This window comes from Aquirufa sp. A-Brett2-15D (assembly GCF_054558735.1).
Window position 1 is genome coordinate 977247 of the sequence record NZ_JBSKFT010000001.1, and the last position, 16116, is coordinate 993362.

Annotated in this window: 11 protein-coding genes; 1 reads left to right on the forward strand and 10 read right to left on the reverse strand. The window is 41.5% G+C overall.

The genetic code is table 11. The annotated features are described in order from the left end of the window. Window positions 1–13: 13 nt before the first annotated feature. The 4 genes from ACST14_RS04375 to ACST14_RS04390 all read right to left on the reverse strand — a co-directional run bounded on the left by ACST14_RS04375 (window position 14) and on the right by ACST14_RS04390 (window position 7767). A complete protein-coding gene (locus ACST14_RS04375; RefSeq protein ID WP_459460940.1) occupies window positions 14–1447 on the reverse strand; it encodes a Gfo/Idh/MocA family protein in 1434 nt (477 codons plus the stop codon). Between the two features lie 70 nt (window positions 1448–1517). Continuing rightward, window positions 1518–3155, reverse strand: coding sequence for an amidase (locus ACST14_RS04380; RefSeq protein WP_459460942.1), 1638 nt, complete (start codon window positions 3153–3155; stop codon window positions 1518–1520). Between the two features lie 2 nt (window positions 3156–3157). Next, window positions 3158–5911, reverse strand: a complete 2754-nt coding sequence (locus ACST14_RS04385) for an alpha-amylase family glycosyl hydrolase (RefSeq protein ID WP_459460944.1) — start codon at window positions 5909–5911, stop codon at window positions 3158–3160. Continuing rightward, window positions 5908–7767, reverse strand: coding sequence for a glycoside hydrolase family 13 protein (locus ACST14_RS04390; RefSeq protein ID WP_459460946.1), 1860 nt, complete (start codon window positions 7765–7767; stop codon window positions 5908–5910). The genes ACST14_RS04385 and ACST14_RS04390 overlap by 4 nt, the downstream gene beginning before the upstream one ends. A 239-nt stretch (window positions 7768–8006) precedes the next feature. Here ACST14_RS04390 and glmS point away from each other — a divergent pair, with 239 nt between their 5' ends. Continuing rightward, window positions 8007–9842 carry a glutamine--fructose-6-phosphate transaminase (isomerizing) gene (gene glmS, locus ACST14_RS04395; protein ID WP_459460948.1) on the forward strand — a complete coding sequence of 612 codons (1836 nt, stop codon included), beginning with the start codon at window positions 8007–8009 and terminating at the stop codon, window positions 9840–9842. Between the two features lie 11 nt (window positions 9843–9853). On the opposite strand, the gene ACST14_RS04400 is transcribed toward glmS, so the two are convergent. The 6 genes from ACST14_RS04400 to ACST14_RS04425 all read right to left on the reverse strand — a co-directional run bounded on the left by ACST14_RS04400 (window position 9854) and on the right by ACST14_RS04425 (window position 16087). Further along, window positions 9854–10177 carry a helix-turn-helix domain-containing protein gene (locus ACST14_RS04400; RefSeq protein WP_459460950.1) on the reverse strand — a complete coding sequence of 108 codons (324 nt, stop codon included), beginning with the start codon at window positions 10175–10177 and terminating at the stop codon, window positions 9854–9856. Between the two features lies 1 nt (window position 10178). Next, window positions 10179–10520, reverse strand: coding sequence for a type II toxin-antitoxin system RelE/ParE family toxin (locus tag ACST14_RS04405; RefSeq protein ID WP_459460952.1), 342 nt, complete (start codon window positions 10518–10520; stop codon window positions 10179–10181). A gap of 75 nt (window positions 10521–10595) precedes the next feature. After that, window positions 10596–11633: an alkane 1-monooxygenase gene (locus tag ACST14_RS04410; RefSeq protein WP_459460954.1), complete on the reverse strand. Its 1038-nt coding sequence runs from the start codon at window positions 11631–11633 to the stop codon at window positions 10596–10598. Between the two features lie 63 nt (window positions 11634–11696). Further along, on the reverse strand, window positions 11697–13616 hold the full coding sequence (locus ACST14_RS04415; RefSeq protein WP_459460955.1) for a hypothetical protein: 1920 nt from the start codon (window positions 13614–13616) through the stop codon (window positions 11697–11699). Between the two features lies 1 nt (window position 13617). Beyond that, on the reverse strand, window positions 13618–14181 hold the full coding sequence (locus ACST14_RS04420) for a hypothetical protein (RefSeq protein WP_459460957.1): 564 nt from the start codon (window positions 14179–14181) through the stop codon (window positions 13618–13620). A gap of 130 nt (window positions 14182–14311) precedes the next feature. Continuing rightward, on the reverse strand, window positions 14312–16087 hold the full coding sequence (locus ACST14_RS04425; RefSeq protein WP_459460959.1) for a RagB/SusD family nutrient uptake outer membrane protein: 1776 nt from the start codon (window positions 16085–16087) through the stop codon (window positions 14312–14314). Window positions 16088–16116 lie beyond the last annotated feature (29 nt).

Below are 16116 nucleotides of genomic sequence, written 5' to 3' on the forward strand. Positions count from 1 at the left end.
ACTTATATTCTTTCTAAACGCCTAAACTCCAGCCTTCGCGGTATGAACGCTTTACGAATTGGTTAGCCGCATCGAAGTTTGTTACGCGCATATTTTCATTATCCCACAATAATTTTGTGTTCGAACCTGGATAGTGATTTCCTTTTCCAGTAGTGCGAGGGAAAGGCATATCGGCAACGCGAATGGCTAAATTTGCCATTAAAATGGCTTCCGTTAATGGCCCAGCCATTTCAAATGAAGAGCTCATTTGTTTGTTTCCGTAACCAGCAATCGCACCTTCCACCCACTGCGCATAGTGTCCGTCTGCACTGCCTGGTACGCGCTCTAATTTTTGCTTCACCTTCACTTCTTGATTTCTAGAAAGAGGTAATAAACGCGGATTAGCTGCGTATTCGCTGGCCATCATTTTACCTTTCGTTCCGATGAACAAGATACCTGAGTTTCCATCGCCAAACATTTCGTCTGGTCCTAATTCTTCTGGGCGTTCTGGTTTGATACCGCCGTCCATCCAATGCATGGTGACAGCACCTTTTGTTTTAGCTGTTTTAGGGAATGTTAAAGTCGCGTGACTTGATGGAGGGCAACTGTCTGGGAATACGCCTCTTTGGCCAAATGCGGTAAATACACTTCCCACACTCGCTTGTACATCTGAGGCATATTTTAATCCCAAAACGCGGAAGGGAGCTTCCATTAAATGGCAACCTAAATCACCTAAAGCGCCCGTGCCATAATCCCACCAGCCTCTCCACGAGCCTGGAATCAAATTGTCTACATAATCCTTAGCAGGAGCGGTTCCTAACCATAAATCCCAGTCTAAACCAGCTGGAACCGGAGGTTTCGCTGAAGACCAAGGAATCCCTTGTGGCCAGATGGGTCTGTTCGTCCAAATTTGGACCGTATGAACATCCCCTATAATTCCCGCATCGTACCATTCTACCAGCTGTCTCACTCCATCACCGGAAGAACCCTGGTTTCCCATCTGAGTCACCACTTTGTATTTATCAGCCGCCGCCGTTAACATGCGCGCCTCATAAATATCGTGAGTCATCGGTTTTTGAACATATACGTGCTTGCCTAATTGCATGGCTGCCATCGCCTGAACAGCGTGGTTATGATCGGGTGTAGAAACAGACACCGCATCGAAATTTTTCGATTCGACATCCATCATCTTACGCCAATCTTTGTAGTATTTCGCTTTTGGATAAGCGGCTACGGAATCCTTTGCCTGACGATCATCTACGTCGCATAGAAAAGCAATTTCTGCCTTCCCACTTTCATAGAATTTTTTCAAATCTGACTTACCCTTTCCTCCTACTCCTATACCCGCCACTACTAATTTGTCGCTAGGGGCTAAAAATCCTTTTCCGCCCAATACGTGGCGAGGAACAATAAAAAAACTAGATGCTAAGGCGCTTTTTTCTAAAAAGCCGCGTCTGGAGATGCTCATGATTCAATCGTTTTATAGGTTTATGTTTCTAAATTAGAAATAAATAAAATTATAAACTACTATAAATCAATCAATTCAGAAATTTCTCTGGATGGACTTCCTCGTGCTTCGTATGATCTTGGTAAAATTGCGCGATACGCAATAAAGTGCCTTCATCATATAATTTCCCTACAAAGGAAATTCCGGTAGGTAAACTGTTTTTTGCATCGAACCCCGTAGGAACGCAAACGACCGGATGCCCCGTTAAATTCGTGATTGCAGATTGATTTCCTCCGCCGCGGGATGGGCAGATAATGGCATCAAATTGAGACACGACTTCGTTTACTTTTTGCATCAAAAGGTAGCGGTGACGCTGGGCATTAATATATTCCACCGCCGGAACGAAACGAGCGGTTCTGAATTGATTAGGCCAGTCGTATTTGGTTTGACGGGTGAGCTGATCGTCGCTGTTTTTACGCGTCATCTCATCGAATTGCGCCGCGCATTCTGCACCGATCACCACGTCCATGATGTTGACTTTGTAGACGTTTTCATCTGGAAAATCGATTGGAATTAGTTCCACTCCTTGCTTTTTTAATTCAGCTAAGACCTTCCATTCGCTGCGGGAGGTATCTTTAATTTTGTCAAAATAATTCTTCGCATACCCGATCTTCATTCCTTTCATCGGGCGGTTTGAAACATAATTAAAGGGCATGTTTACGGCTGCCAAATCCTTTCCGTCTGTCCCGTGTAGGTAATGAAAAACAATCGCTGCATCATTCGCCGAGCGACAGATGGGTCCTACTTTATCCAATGAATAACTCAAAGCCATCGCTCCTGAGCGAGAAATACTCCCGAAAGTAGGTCGCAAACCCGTCGCACCACAGGTGGTAGCTGGTGAAACGATACTACCCCAAGTCTCCGTTCCAATCGCGAAGGGAACTAATCCAGCTACAGTTGCAGAGGCTGAACCCGCTGAAGAACCCGAAGATCCGAAGGTTAAATTCCAAGGATTTTTAGTTCGTCCTCCGTACCAATAATCGCCCATGGCTAAGGCGCCTAAGGTGAATTTGGCGATTAAAACAGCGCCTGATTCTTTTAATTTTGAATAGACGTAGGCATCTTCATCGATCACCTGATCCTTGTATGGAGCCGCGCCCCAGGTTGTTTTCGTGCCTTTTACTGCAAATAAATCCTTCAAACCGTAGGGAATTCCGTGCAATAAACCGCGGTATTTACCGGCCGCCATTTCCTTGTCTGCCTGCCGCGCTTGAGCTAATGCCAAGTCCTCTTGAATACTGATAACGCATTGCAAAGTTTCGCCGTGCTTTTTAATTCGTTCGATGAAAAACTGCGTTAATTCAACCGATGTGATTTGCTTCGTCTTGATTAGATGAGCGAGCTGATCGATGGAGTAAAAGGCTAATTCATTCCGGTTTTTCGGTAGCGTAGCGCGAACGGCAGGCCAAACCACCGCGCGCTGGATTTGATCAAATTTCATGCCCGGGAGTTTAGGATTTTGCCAAAGACTCAAAGGCACATTGTTGTTTAATGATAAAGCATGCATCGCCTTGTAATTCGCTAGATTATCCACCACATCTGAGTACAGGGTATCTAATTCCTGCGTGGTGAACGTCAAATCAAAAAGCGAAGCGGCACCGGAAAGGTCTGTCTTCGTTTGAGCTAAAACCGGAAAAGTGAGTAAGAAAAGAAAGGCGATTTTTTTCATCTTTATTGAAGCAAAAGTTTAGAGCGTTGGTTGTTTATCTGAATAAAATAGAGTCCTTTAGTTAAGTTTTGAGTAGATATAGTCGTAGAATTTGCACCCTTAGTTTGAGCTAGCGTTTTCTGCAGCGCTTCACGCCCCATGGCATCGACGATTTTCAAGGTAGCTTCTCCTAATGAGGACGCTTCCCATTCCACCTTCACATATTCTTGGGCAGGATTTGGGTACACTTGCAACGAAACAGATTCCGACTCCACTCCCAAGATGTTAAAATCAGGAACCGACCAAGGAACTAACGCTAAATTAGTTGTATTCCAAGCCACGTTTGTGAGTAAGTGAAATTCCCCTGGGAGTAAATTCACCTTCGCCTCCGCATTATTCACCTCGAACGATTTACCGCTGAAATAATCATACCAAAGACCGGTTTTAGGGAAGCTAGCCGATACCACTTGAGAGCTAATTTCTGGATTTGCGAGCACCAATAAATGATCAGATCCCTTCGTGAGTAAATTTCGTTTCACCGCTCCAATCGCTCCCACCGAAAAATCCGTCGAAGTAAAGATGGGTTTAGAAGACTTTAAAGCCCCTAGTTGCTGATACACTTTCAAGAGTTTCGCGCGCTCTGAATCTTGCGCATAAGTCCATTTTAGTGGTTTAGCACCCGTACGACCATTTTCATTTATCGTCACGTCGTAGCCTAATTCCCCAAATTGCCAGATCATCTTAGGCCCTGGAATCGTGAAAAAAGTGGCCGCAGCCAGCTTCATTCTTTCTAGCTTTTCCTGTGCGGTAAACGTCTTTTTGCCTCCATTTGCGACCTCCACCATCAGGCGTTCTTCATCGTGAGATTCGATGTAATTCACGACACTTGGATTTGTAAACCCACGCATCTTATAGGAAGCCTGACTGAAATCTTGGGTATAACCCTGCGCGATTTTGGTCATATCAAATTTGCTATTTCCCCACAAAAGCATCCCATAATTCCCTAATTCATTCTCCTCATTATTCGCCGCAAAATGTTCTAAAATGACATAGGCGGACGCATCATACGAGCGAATTTTATCATAGATTCTTTTCCAAATCTTCACGCGAGACGCGTCGTATTGCCCCCACTGACTGACATTGGAACCGGAGGGGGTTTGGGTAAAACCTTTGGACAAATCAAAACGATACCCATCAATTTTATATTCCTCTAACCAAAACTTCGTCACCGCATCCACCAGCCATTGCGTGTGCACACTCTCGTGATTAAAATCAAAAAAGACACTGTACGGGTGCGTCGCAGTTGGATTAAAAAACGGACTCGTCGCTGTAGGTTTAGCGCCATCCCAATACATCTTCACGTAGGGATTCTCGTAATCCGCCTGGTTCAACACGATATCCATTATGACCGCAATCCCGTTCTCGTGGCATTTGTCGATCAAATATTTCAAGTCATTCTTCGTCCCATACGCCTTGTCCGGCGCGGTATAAAAGATAGGATTATAGCCCCAAGAATCATTCCCAGAAAACTCCGCCACCGGCATTAATTCCAAGGCATTAATCCCTAATTTCTTCAAATAACCAAGCGAATCCGCTACCGTTTTATAGCGGCGATCAGCGACAAAATCACGAATTAATAATTCATAGACGTGTAAATTCGATGAAGCCGGACGCGTAAAAGTGGGTGTTTTCCATACATACGGCGTCGCCCCCGATTCAAAAACGGACACGATTCCTTTTGCGTCAGTTGGAAACGATTTCAATCCTGGATAAGTGGTGCTTGTAATATACTTATCATTCGAAGGGTCTAAAATCTTCTCCGCTAATGGATCCGCCACCGCTAATTTTCCGTCTACCCAAAACTGGTAAGCCACTTCTTTACCTGGAGCCTGCACGCCTAAATCCACCCAATAGCGCAAGCCATCCGCTGTTCTTTTCATTAAATAAGCTGGCAATGCCGCCCAAGCAGAAAACTCCCCGATCGCATAAACGAATGAAGTAGACGGAGCATAGAAACAAAGGACCACGCGATCGGCTACGTAATTCACCCCATCCTTAATTCCAGAAGGAAGTGCTTCCGTCACCACGGTAGGCTTAGTTAAAATACGCACCGAATCTTTTAAACTAGACGATCCAGCTGTTCCCTCTAAAACCAGCGTGTGTAGTTTGCCTTTTTCAGCACCTAATGCATAGGTATAATTGATCGAATCGGAAGACGCCGCAGAAGCAAGCACCGTTCCGGCTGATTTTAAGCTGATCGACGAAGTCGCGGAAAATTTAGCGCGCACATTAATAGATGTTCCCGCCTCTGCTAAGGTAAAGGGCTCTGCAGGAGATAGCCATCTCAGCGCATAGGAACTGGCATAGAGTTTTATAATAAAATCCTCCGTCTGCGCTTTCCCGTCCCCACTTTTTAAAAGCAATCCCAGCTTTACGATGGGATTTGCAGCCGGAACATTAAAGTACGTTCGGGGGGTTAATTTGATTGACCTCTTGTCGTTGCCTAAAGAAGTCATCTTTCCTTTTTCGAAAGGAACGCTGAAATTGGTTTGGCCAGCGGGCTGGTATTTAAAGGCATCTCCTGGATCTGCATCGCCGGCACCTGACCATAAAAACACATCTGATGTTTTGCCTAAAAGACCGGATGCCCGCGAATCCTTCGCGAGTTTCAAATCAAAAATCAAGGTAATCTCTTTATCTCCCGTGGGAAAAATCTCCTCCGTTGTAACTTGAGAAAAAGCAGAGAAGGAAAGTAATAAGAAGAATATATACCTCATCGGATTTCGAAAATTTGTGCCGATTTAGCTGGAACGCTGAGCGTTTTACCGAAAACCACATCCGTTGATTCCATCACGTTGTGCGCCTTCGCGCCAGCTGGTAAAATCTCCTCATAATGGCTTAAGTCGATGTTACGAGCGTCTGCATTTTTGTTGAGAACGACCATGACTTTGGCCTTATCCGTATAACGGAAATAGACGTAAATGCCATTACCTTCGCCAGCATTCTCTGGACCAAAATGTAGCAATTTGCCCTGATGAATCGCTTCAGAACCCTTTCTCCAGTTCAACATCTTCTTAAAGAAATCTTGTGTCGCCTTCTCATCCGCCGTCATATTCGCACCTGTAAACGCGTTCTTTGCATCGCCTGCCCAGCCACCTGGGAAGTCACCGCGAATCTCGCCATGCTCGGAAGACTTCGGATTAGCCATTAAAACTTCCGTGCCATAGAATATCTGTGGAATTCCGCGCGTCGTTAAAATGTAGGTCATCGCCATTTTCAATAAGGCTTGATCATGCTTCATCTGAGTGTAGACGCGCGACATATCATGGTTATCCATAAATACCACTAAATTATCCGGATTCGCGTACACTAAATCGTTCGAAATAACGCTGTAGATTTTGTTCAAACCTTTGCCCCAATCCTTATCGTTTTCGTTCATCGCCTCCGAGATGGCGTTTTGTAAAGGGAAATCCATCAAGGCGGGTAAAGAGGATTTATAGCCATCGCGATTTACCTTGCCGCGCTGCCAATACGAGGTGATGATCGGATTAGACGACCATTCCTCCCCTACTAAGTTTAGATTTGGGTATTCCTGTAGAACTGCATCCGACCACATAGTCGCGAATTCCTTCGTCGAATACGGATAAGTATCGATGCGTAAACCTCCTAGATGAGCATATTCGATCCACCAGATGGTGTTTTGGATAATGTATTGCTGCATAAACGGATTCTTCTGATTCAAATCCGGCATCGCTGGAACGAACCAGCCTTCCGTTTGCAATTTCGCATCGTATTTCGATACATGTGGATCTTGAACCGTCTCGCGGCGATGCGTCGTAGAAACAAATTTTCCACCAAAATTAATCCAATCCTTGAACGGCATATCTTCCATCCACCAGTGGCCATTTCCGCCATGATTTAGGATAATGTCTTTGATCAAATACATGCCATTAGACTCCATCTTAATCCCTAATTCGCGGTAATCTTCATTGGTCCCAAAACGTCGGTCAATCTTATAATGATCCGTAATTCCGTATCCATGGTAGCTTTCTAGCGTTTGGTCATTCTCCACCACCGGCATATTCCAGATAGCAGTGAAACCCATATTTTTTATATAGTCCAAATGATCAATGATTCCACGTAAATCTCCGCCATGGCGATCATACAGCGCTCCGCGATTCAAGGACATATCACGCATGCCGGCGAATTTATCGTTAGCTGGATTTCCATTGGCAAAACGATCGGGCGTGATTAAATAAATCACATCTTTCGTTGTATAAGATGAGCGATTGGCTGAGTTTTTAGCGCGCGCCTCTAAAGAATAATTCACCGTATGAATCACGGTGTCATTCTTTTTAATCACCAAAGGATACGTTCCTGCTTGCGCGCCAGCCTCCACGATTAAGTCTAGAAATAAATAATTAGGGCTATCGCCATTCGTCACTTTTTTCACTGTCAAACCTTTCTTCGTGGATGTTACCAGCCCACCTTGAAGGTCTTTGCCTTTGATCAATAATTGTAAATTCGGGTTCTTCATTCCCACCCACCAGTTCAGTGGTTCCACGCGTAGATCTTGAGAGATAAGGGAGAATGAGGCACCAAATAAGAGGCCTAGAAAAAGGACTTTTTTCATAAAATAAATTAATAGTGAATGATTGAAGGGCTGTATAATAGCTTATACGAAAATAGGTAAAAATAGCGAAATGACGGAGCATTCACGGAAGAATCCTATATTATTGATGTACCTATAAGTAAAATATTTCCGATAAATTTGGTATTATTCATCAAATTGGAGATATTTGCTAGGAAAATGAGCCTCAATGGCCCAAGCGACTAATTATTCAAATAATACAAATATAAATTACCTCTTTTATGTGTGGAATCGTAGCGTACATCGGAAATCAGGCAGCTTATCCCATTATTTTAAAGGGCCTAAAGCGATTGGAATACCGCGGATATGATAGTTCGGGTATTGCCTTATTCGGTGATATGGTGAACACATTTAAGAAAAAAGGCCGCGTGGTCGAGCTGGAGGCTTGGGATGAGGAAATCATTTCTACCGCGACGGTCGGCATCGGTCATACCCGTTGGGCAACCCACGGTGAGCCATCAGATGCGAATGCGCATCCACATAGCTCGAATAGTGGCCGTTTGACTTTGGTCCATAATGGAATCATCGAAAACTATGGTTCCTTAAAGCAGGAATTAATTCAGAAAGGCTATACGTTCCAAAGCCAAACCGACACCGAAGTACTTGTTAATTTCATCGAGGACATCCAAATCAACAATAATTCTTCCCTGGAAGAGGCGATGCGCATCGCGTTAAAACGCGTCGTGGGTGCTTACGTCATCATCGTGATGGAAGAAGGTTTCCCGGACCGTTTGATTGCTGCGCGTAAAGGTTCTCCTTTAGTGATCGGAGTAGGCGATGGCGAGCATTTCTTAGCGTCAGATGCGTCCCCCATTATCGAATACACGAAGAAAGTGATCTACGTGAACGACTACGAGTTAGCCATCATTTCTCCGGATGAGATCATCTTGAAGAATTTAGGTAACGAAAACATTACACCCTATATACAACAATTAGACATGGAATTAGCCCAAATCGAAAAGGGCGGCTTCGACCATTTCATGTTGAAAGAAATTTTTGACCAACCCGGCAGTTTAACGGATTGTTTGCGTGGCCGTTTGGACATGGAAAATCTGACTTTAACGCTAGCGGGCGTGGAAGAACACATGTCCGTTTTCTCTCAAGCAAAACGTATTATTATCGTGGCTTGCGGAACGAGCTGGCACGCGGGTTTAGTCGCGGAATACATGATCGAAACGCTTTGCCGCATTCCGGTGGAGGTGGAATACGCGTCTGAATTCCGTTATAGAAATCCAGTCGTGGGCGAAGGCGATGTGTTGATTGCTATTTCCCAAAGTGGCGAAACAGCCGACACCCTCGTCGCGATCGAAAAGGCGAAAGAAGCGGGTGCCTTTATTTTTGGGGTAGTGAACGCAGTAGGTTCGTCCATCGCTCGTTTATCTCACTCCGGTGCTTATACGCATGCTGGACCCGAAATCGGTGTTGCAAGTACGAAAGCCTTCACCGCACAATTAACGGTTTTAGCCATGATGGCCATCAAAATCGGCCGCGAGAAAAAGACCGTGACCGAATCAGAATACAACCGCTATTTAGCCGAACTAGCTTTAATCCCAGAAAAGGTCAAAGCCGTTTTAGAAACACACGAATCCATCAAAGAGGTAGCAAAGCATTATGCAGACGCACGTGACTTCTTGTTCTTAGGACGTGGATACAACTTCCCAGTGGCCCTGGAAGGCGCCTTGAAATTAAAAGAGATTTCCTACATACATGCGGAAGGTTACCCAGCGGCAGAAATGAAGCACGGTCCTATCGCGTTAGTGGATGAAAACCTACCCGTTTTATTCATCGCCACTAAGGATGCTTATTACGAGAAAATAGTCTCTAACATCCAAGAGATCAAAGCCCGTAAAGGCATGGTGATCGCGGTCATCTCCGAAGGCGATACGCAGATCCGCGAGATGGCTGATCACGTTATGGTAGTTCCGGAAGTGGATGAATTGTTAGCTCCACTTATTTCCGTGATCCCTACGCAGATTCTTTCTTACTACATCGGAGTGATGAGAGGTTTAGATGTGGATAAGCCCCGTAACCTCGCTAAAAGTGTGACAGTTGAGTAGAAAACGGCTTTTTACAGCTTCACAAAATTATCTTCCAGCCTCACATTGAAATTAATCTCTGCTTTCATAGCCGTGAAAACTTTCAAGATGGTATCTATCGTTGCACTATTAGTGCTACTTTCTAATTTAGAAATTTGCGCTTTTTGAACGCCTACTAATTTACCTAGTTCTTCTTGGGTTAAATTTCGTTCGCGCCTGGTTGTTTTGATCATTTTTCCCAAAACCTCCATACGCAACTCATATTCATATTCATCCCGCTCCGATGTACCCACGGGTCCAATATGTTTGTCCTTCATTTCGCTAAGCGAATAGGTTTTTGTTTTTTGGGTTTCCATTTTATTTGAAGGATTTATCTAGAAAGTATTTTTCTCTCAATTTCTCAGCACGCTTGATTTCGCTCCTAGGGACTTTATCTGTTTTCTTAATAAATCCGTGGGTTGCAATGACTAAGGTTTCTTTATTGTTTGATTTATCCCAAAACGCAAATAATCTGAATTGCAATCCAGCAAACACCGTACGAAGTTCCCATATTTCCACTGTAAGTTTCTTGAAAAGCTTAGGATCATTCGTTAACTCAGCCAAATCGATATTGTAAATTATCTTATTCGCAGATTTGGCATCCAATTTAGCTAAAAACTGATTCGCCTCCTCTAAAAATCTCGTCTCAAAATACCTCATCTATTTTTCATTTACAAACTTAGCAAAGCTATGCAAAGTTTCCAAATTTAGAAACCAGTAAATTGATAATAATTCTTACCGTGGAATAATCCCAAACCTCTCCATCTGCCTATGCATCACCTTAAACCAAACAGGTGGAAACAAGGCTAACAAAATCATCCCAGGATAACCCGTAGGCATCTGAGGTGCCTCCTCCATGTGACGGAGGATTTGGTATTTACGCGAGGCTAAATAATGGTGATCACTGTGCCTGCTTAATTCAAAAAGCATTAATCGCCCTATGGCGTGATTACTATTCCAGCTGTGTGCTGGCTTCACTCGTTCGTACATCGCCTTAGAGGCCGTTTTCGCGAAATCTCGCTGCAGCCCATAATGCTCGATATAATTCACGGTTTCTAATAAGGCCGCGCCTATAAAAGCAGCGACTAAAAAGCACCCTAGAACAAAGCCCCCGAAGAAATAATACACCGCTCCTATGAGTGAGAATTGAATCAGCTGAAATAAGGCCATTTCGTTAAATATCCTGTGTTTCGATTCTGCGATTGCAATCTGCCAAGCCTTCTTTTGGGTCCCTACAAAGGTCTGAATCCAGAAAGCATACAGGTTCTGCTTATAGAAGGCTGAACTCGGATCTTCTGGCGTCGCCACATGCTTGTGATGCCCTTTATTATGCTCGATGAAGAAATGCAGGTAGAGGCTGGTAAGTAATAAAACTTTGGCAAGAAACTGCTCAAACTTATTAACGCGATGTCCTAATTCATGCGCCGCATTAATCCCAAAAGTCCCACATATCAAACCCATCGCCACCACGCGCCCGACTGTATCCATAAAAGGCGCAGAAAAATCTGTACTGATTAAAAATAAATACAGCGCGCCTAATTGAAGTGGCACCGTTAACCACAAAACATAATCAAAAATCGGATTCGACTTAGCCTCAGCTTCCTCCGCTTCCGAAAGGTTTTTGTCGTCGGGTTTAATCAATAATTCGACAAGGGGAATCAAGAAAAATAAATACCCTAAGGGCATCCAACAATAGAACCCGGTTTTCGTAAAGGCTAGATATGCCAATACATACAAGAAATAAGGAGCAATATAGCGTAAGGGACGCAACATATGGGAGAGAATAATAAGCCAAATATATAAAAAGTCAGGACCTTTTAGCCCTGACTTATTCACTTAATATAAATTTTTCACTTGCTGAACGGTGTTCCTTATTTCAGCTCTTTCTGATTCTTTAAACTTCCTACTAAAGTTAAGCGCTAAATTTAACGTGGCTTGTACCGTAACATAATTTTTAGTCGCCATATCAGAAATTAATTTAGCATTCACATTTAACATAACATTACCTATGCGAGGACGAATACCTAAGGTGAATGAATAATAGTCATTCAGGGCATTTACAGGTTGATTTGATTTAACATCAACGATATTACCTATGATCTTTCCAAAATTCAAATTGAACATTCTTAGTGTATAAAAGGAAATTTGAGGCTCATATACATTCGACTTAAAGTATAAACCGGCATCATATTGCGTAGCACCAGGGACAGCTGAAACAAAAACTTGATTAGGATACCAAACTGCTAATCTAATTCCTACTGCATTAGCCGTGTAAGTAGGCTTACCTTCAAGGCCCTCCTCCTTTTTAATTCCCGTTTTTCTGTATAAACCTATTTCTCCCACACTAGAAGCGGTTGCAATTTTATAGTTATTAATATCAGTGGCGGGCAAACTGTAAAAATTTGAAATTAATCCACCACCAATTTGCAATTGCCAGGTCATGGGACGCTGAGATTTAATCTCACTCACCTTAAGGTCAGTCAACGCATCCACAACAAACTCCTCTTTTCTATTTACCTCACTCATATTGCGAAGTGGGTATTCTTTTTTAACTGTTAAGATCAATTGATACGCATCAACAAAACTCTCATTAGCAATTTTGTAATCGATTTCAAGGACTTTATCTTTAAAGATATTATCATCAATTCGTCTTTCGATTAAATCAAATCGATTGCTATCGAAATACCTGAAATCACGAATTTTGCTAATTAAATATTTTGCCTCTTTATAATCCTTACTATATGCACTAGCCTCTGATTTAGTCAAATAAGATTCAAATGCATTTTTTATTAATACGTTCTTTATTTCAAAATACTTAGCTACAAAACTTTTGTCCAAAGCCTCCAAGGCCTTAATGGACTCCAACGCATATAAGTAATCGTTCGAAGCTACCTTATCTTTATAATCATCCGCAATAGCATTTAATGCTGCCTCTCTTTCGACAACTAACGTGGCATTTCCTGGATATTTTATGGTTAATATTTCAAAATCAGCTAAAGCCCCCTTAAAATTCTTACTATTCAGCTTATCTTTTGCTTCAATTAAATCTTTTTGAAATTGACCTGACTCTAAAATAGCTAGCATATCAGTCAATTTATTATCCAATGTCAATACTTTATTGATTAACTCTACATCATCACTAACTCTACCTGGCTCTAAGGTATTTTGAACCTCAATTAAAGAATAAATGTTATTCCTCGTATTATAAAACTCATTGTATTTCAATTGCAAAAATCGACCCTCTTTTAGGGCTATCGAACTGACTTCGCTGACTAATTTATTGATATCATACTTGATTTTACCAAAGTTTTGTTCTAAAAACTTTCCTTTATCCACGTAAATCAATCCAAACAAGACATTATTTCTATTATCGAGTTGATAGATTATTTTCGCTTCTGTAAATGTCAAATCAGATTCTATGTTGCTGTTGAATTCAAAATTAATTTCCTCTTTTGAACTATTATTCTTGGCATCATTCATGTCATTAATATTTAGTTGAACAGACTTTGACCTATTTTCAACTTTAACTTTTGAAATGATTTTTTTTGCCAAAGAGGATTTCAATTCAATTTCTAATTTACTCTTTAGTTCCTCAATAGTTGACTTTGCCTCCCTGAAGGGAAGCATTAAGCGAACGTAATAATTGTCGTCTGCCATAGTTCTTTCTACTGCCGTTTCATCACGCAAGTCAACATCTTGACTATAGCCAGTAAAACACATGGAAAGCAATAAAATACCTGTAAAAAGTAGCTTCATTCTATCGATCTATTTTATTCATTTCACTTTCAAAAATTTCACGGAATTTATCTCTATCAGCATCTATTTGAGCTTTTTTCCCACTTGAAATTGCTTTATTTGCACTCTCAAGAATACTCTTTTTAGAAATTTCAACTACTACCCAGATATCATAGATATTACCTGGCTGAAGGAGAATTTTTTTATCTAATACATTTATCATACTCAATGTCTCATTAGAAACAGATATGTCCATTGATTCGTAACTTTCATTCACATCTGATTTAGAATATTGCTTACTGAATTCTCGAGTTACAACTTGAACAACAGTTTTAATTCGATTTGCCATACTTGTTTGAGCATTTTGCATCGCAATTTTCTCAGCCATAGTCGAACTAGCACTCTCCCCATGCGCCACTATACGCATAAATTCATTATTTGATTTGAATTCCTTTTCAGAAAAAGGAAACTTAATTTCTCTAGAATCTTGAACCTTAGCTAAAGGAACAGAGCTTGAACAAGAAGAAAAAATAAAACCTGAAATGACAATAGACAATGCTAAAAAGCAAAATTTTGATGTTTTCATAATAGATATAAGATTTTAATGCTCAACAAGTTAATAAATATCCCTTAAAGCTAAAATTATTACTTATTTAAAGGTCTAACAAAAAAGTCAGGACCTTTCAGCCCTGACTTTTTAAGAATTATGCTAGATATTAATATCCATCATTTTGTTTCAAAGTAGCCACTCCACCTTTTTGAGAATTTAAAATCTCATCGATCGGAAGAGGGAAGTACCTGTTTTTATCGGTAAATGATTTACCTACCATGTAACTTCTTTTGTTATAGGTATTTCCTGCTAAATCCTTACCTGGAGCTCCTTCTTTAGGAATGTACATTTTGTTTAAGAAGTCAGATGCAATTCCCCAACGTACTAAGTCGAAGAAACGGTGACCTTCCATCGCAAATTCTAAGCGATTCTCCATGTAAACGGCATTTAATGCATAGTCTTTTCCCATTGCTGCAAAGGTTCCAGCAGGGTAAGGATTAACGACATTGTTTATAGATGCATCTTGCACTTTACTAGCTTTAGCACGATCGCGAATCATATTTACATACATCTCTGCTTTCGCTAAGTCATTAGCTTCTGCTTCGATCTCTGCTAACCATAAAATGACCATTGATAACTTTAATAGACGGTAATTGTTATTTACCGAACGACGGCTAGTGGAGTGTGTCGAACTTCCTTCGTCAGCTAAATAATACATCCATTTTTTTCCTGTATACGGACCCGCATAATTTTGGTCACGAATCCAAGAAAAACCTGGCATTTTTCCCCAATCTAAAAAGTTTACACCACGACGTCCTACCGTCCAGTCTAATCTTGGATCCACTGGCGCAGAAACGTTTAAGGTAAAAGCTGCATTAGCTGCAAAACCCTGATCATTCGGTAAATCTACCTCATTATAGGTATCCTCAAGACCCGCTTTATTTTTACCAATCAGTGGTAGACCATCGACTGTAGTTTTAAATGCATTCACTAAATTTTGTGATGGTTGGTAAAATCCACAACATCCACGACCTGGTGCTGTTGCACTATATGGCCAGTTTAAGTTATCCCCTGCATTACCATTACCTCCTGTAGAACCATCGTTCACAGAAAATTGAACTTCAAAAATAGACTCACTATTGTTGTTAGTCGTATTTCTGTAGTTATCATGATATTCTGCCACTAATTTCTTTCCAGAATTTTGCAAGATATCTAACAATAATGGCTTAGCTAAGCTATACTTCTTTTGAAACATATATGCTTTAGCAAGATAGGCCATAGCAGCCCATTTAGTAGCTCTTCCTTTTTGAGATTGAGTAGCTGGCAGGTTTGCAGCTGCAAACTTGAAATCTTCTTCAATGTTAGGCCAAATGTCTTTATCATTGGCTATTTTCGTTGAATTCGGATCATCACGCTTGTAGGTATTTTCATCAACATATGGAATCATATTCCACATTTTCTTCCCTTCGAAATGGTAGTGACCACGTAAGAAGCGCGCTTCTGCCACTACTTGCGTTTTCTCCGCGTCTGTCATGTCCTTCACATCAGGGCTTTTAGCAAGTAAGATAGCCTCGTTCGCACGAGCTACGCCATCATACGTATGTTGCCATTTTCCATTGAAATACGTGTTCTCTGCAAACCACGTGAATTGCTCAATAAAACTTTGCTCTGGTTGATCACCAGCATCTGTACCTTTCACTGCATCACCGGATGTAATACCACCAAACACATAGTTTGAAATGGTTGATTGACGTCCTGTATTTCCTGCACCTACTCCATCCATTAAAGAATATGCACCTATTAATAAGGCATTTACTCCGTTTTTGTTAGCTAGAGATGATAGGGAGGCTGCTCCTTGAGGTTCTACCTGAAGAAAAGACTCTGAACAGGAAAAGTTTATTCCTACTGTCGCAAATAATGCGAATATGATTAACTTTTTCATTTTTTTTCTGATTTATTTCAAATTAAATT

What these genes read in the sequence shown, in the direction of transcription:
- ACST14_RS04380 (WP_459460942.1), bottom strand. Translation starts at nt 3,155, where the DNA reads ATGAAAAAAATCGCCTTTCTTTTCTTACTCACTTTTCCGGTTTTAGCT.
- ACST14_RS04425 (WP_459460959.1), bottom strand. Translation starts at nt 16,087, where the DNA reads ATGAAAAAGTTAATCATATTCGCATTATTTGCGACAGTAGGAATAAAC.
- ACST14_RS04385 (WP_459460944.1), bottom strand. Translation starts at nt 5,911, where the DNA reads ATGAGGTATATATTCTTCTTATTACTTTCCTTCTCTGCTTTTTCTCAA.
- ACST14_RS04375 (WP_459460940.1), bottom strand. Translation starts at nt 1,447, where the DNA reads ATGAGCATCTCCAGACGCGGCTTTTTAGAAAAAAGCGCCTTAGCATCT.
- ACST14_RS04400 (WP_459460950.1), bottom strand. Translation starts at nt 10,177, where the DNA reads ATGGAAACCCAAAAAACAAAAACCTATTCGCTTAGCGAAATGAAGGAC.
- ACST14_RS04410 (WP_459460954.1), bottom strand. Translation starts at nt 11,633, where the DNA reads ATGTTGCGTCCCTTACGCTATATTGCTCCTTATTTCTTGTATGTATTG.
- ACST14_RS04415 (WP_459460955.1), bottom strand. Translation starts at nt 13,616, where the DNA reads ATGAAGCTACTTTTTACAGGTATTTTATTGCTTTCCATGTGTTTTACT.
- glmS (WP_459460948.1), top strand. Translation starts at nt 8,007, where the DNA reads ATGTGTGGAATCGTAGCGTACATCGGAAATCAGGCAGCTTATCCCATT.
- ACST14_RS04405 (WP_459460952.1), bottom strand. Translation starts at nt 10,520, where the DNA reads ATGAGGTATTTTGAGACGAGATTTTTAGAGGAGGCGAATCAGTTTTTA.
- ACST14_RS04420 (WP_459460957.1), bottom strand. Translation starts at nt 14,181, where the DNA reads ATGAAAACATCAAAATTTTGCTTTTTAGCATTGTCTATTGTCATTTCA.
- ACST14_RS04390 (WP_459460946.1), bottom strand. Translation starts at nt 7,767, where the DNA reads ATGAAAAAAGTCCTTTTTCTAGGCCTCTTATTTGGTGCCTCATTCTCC.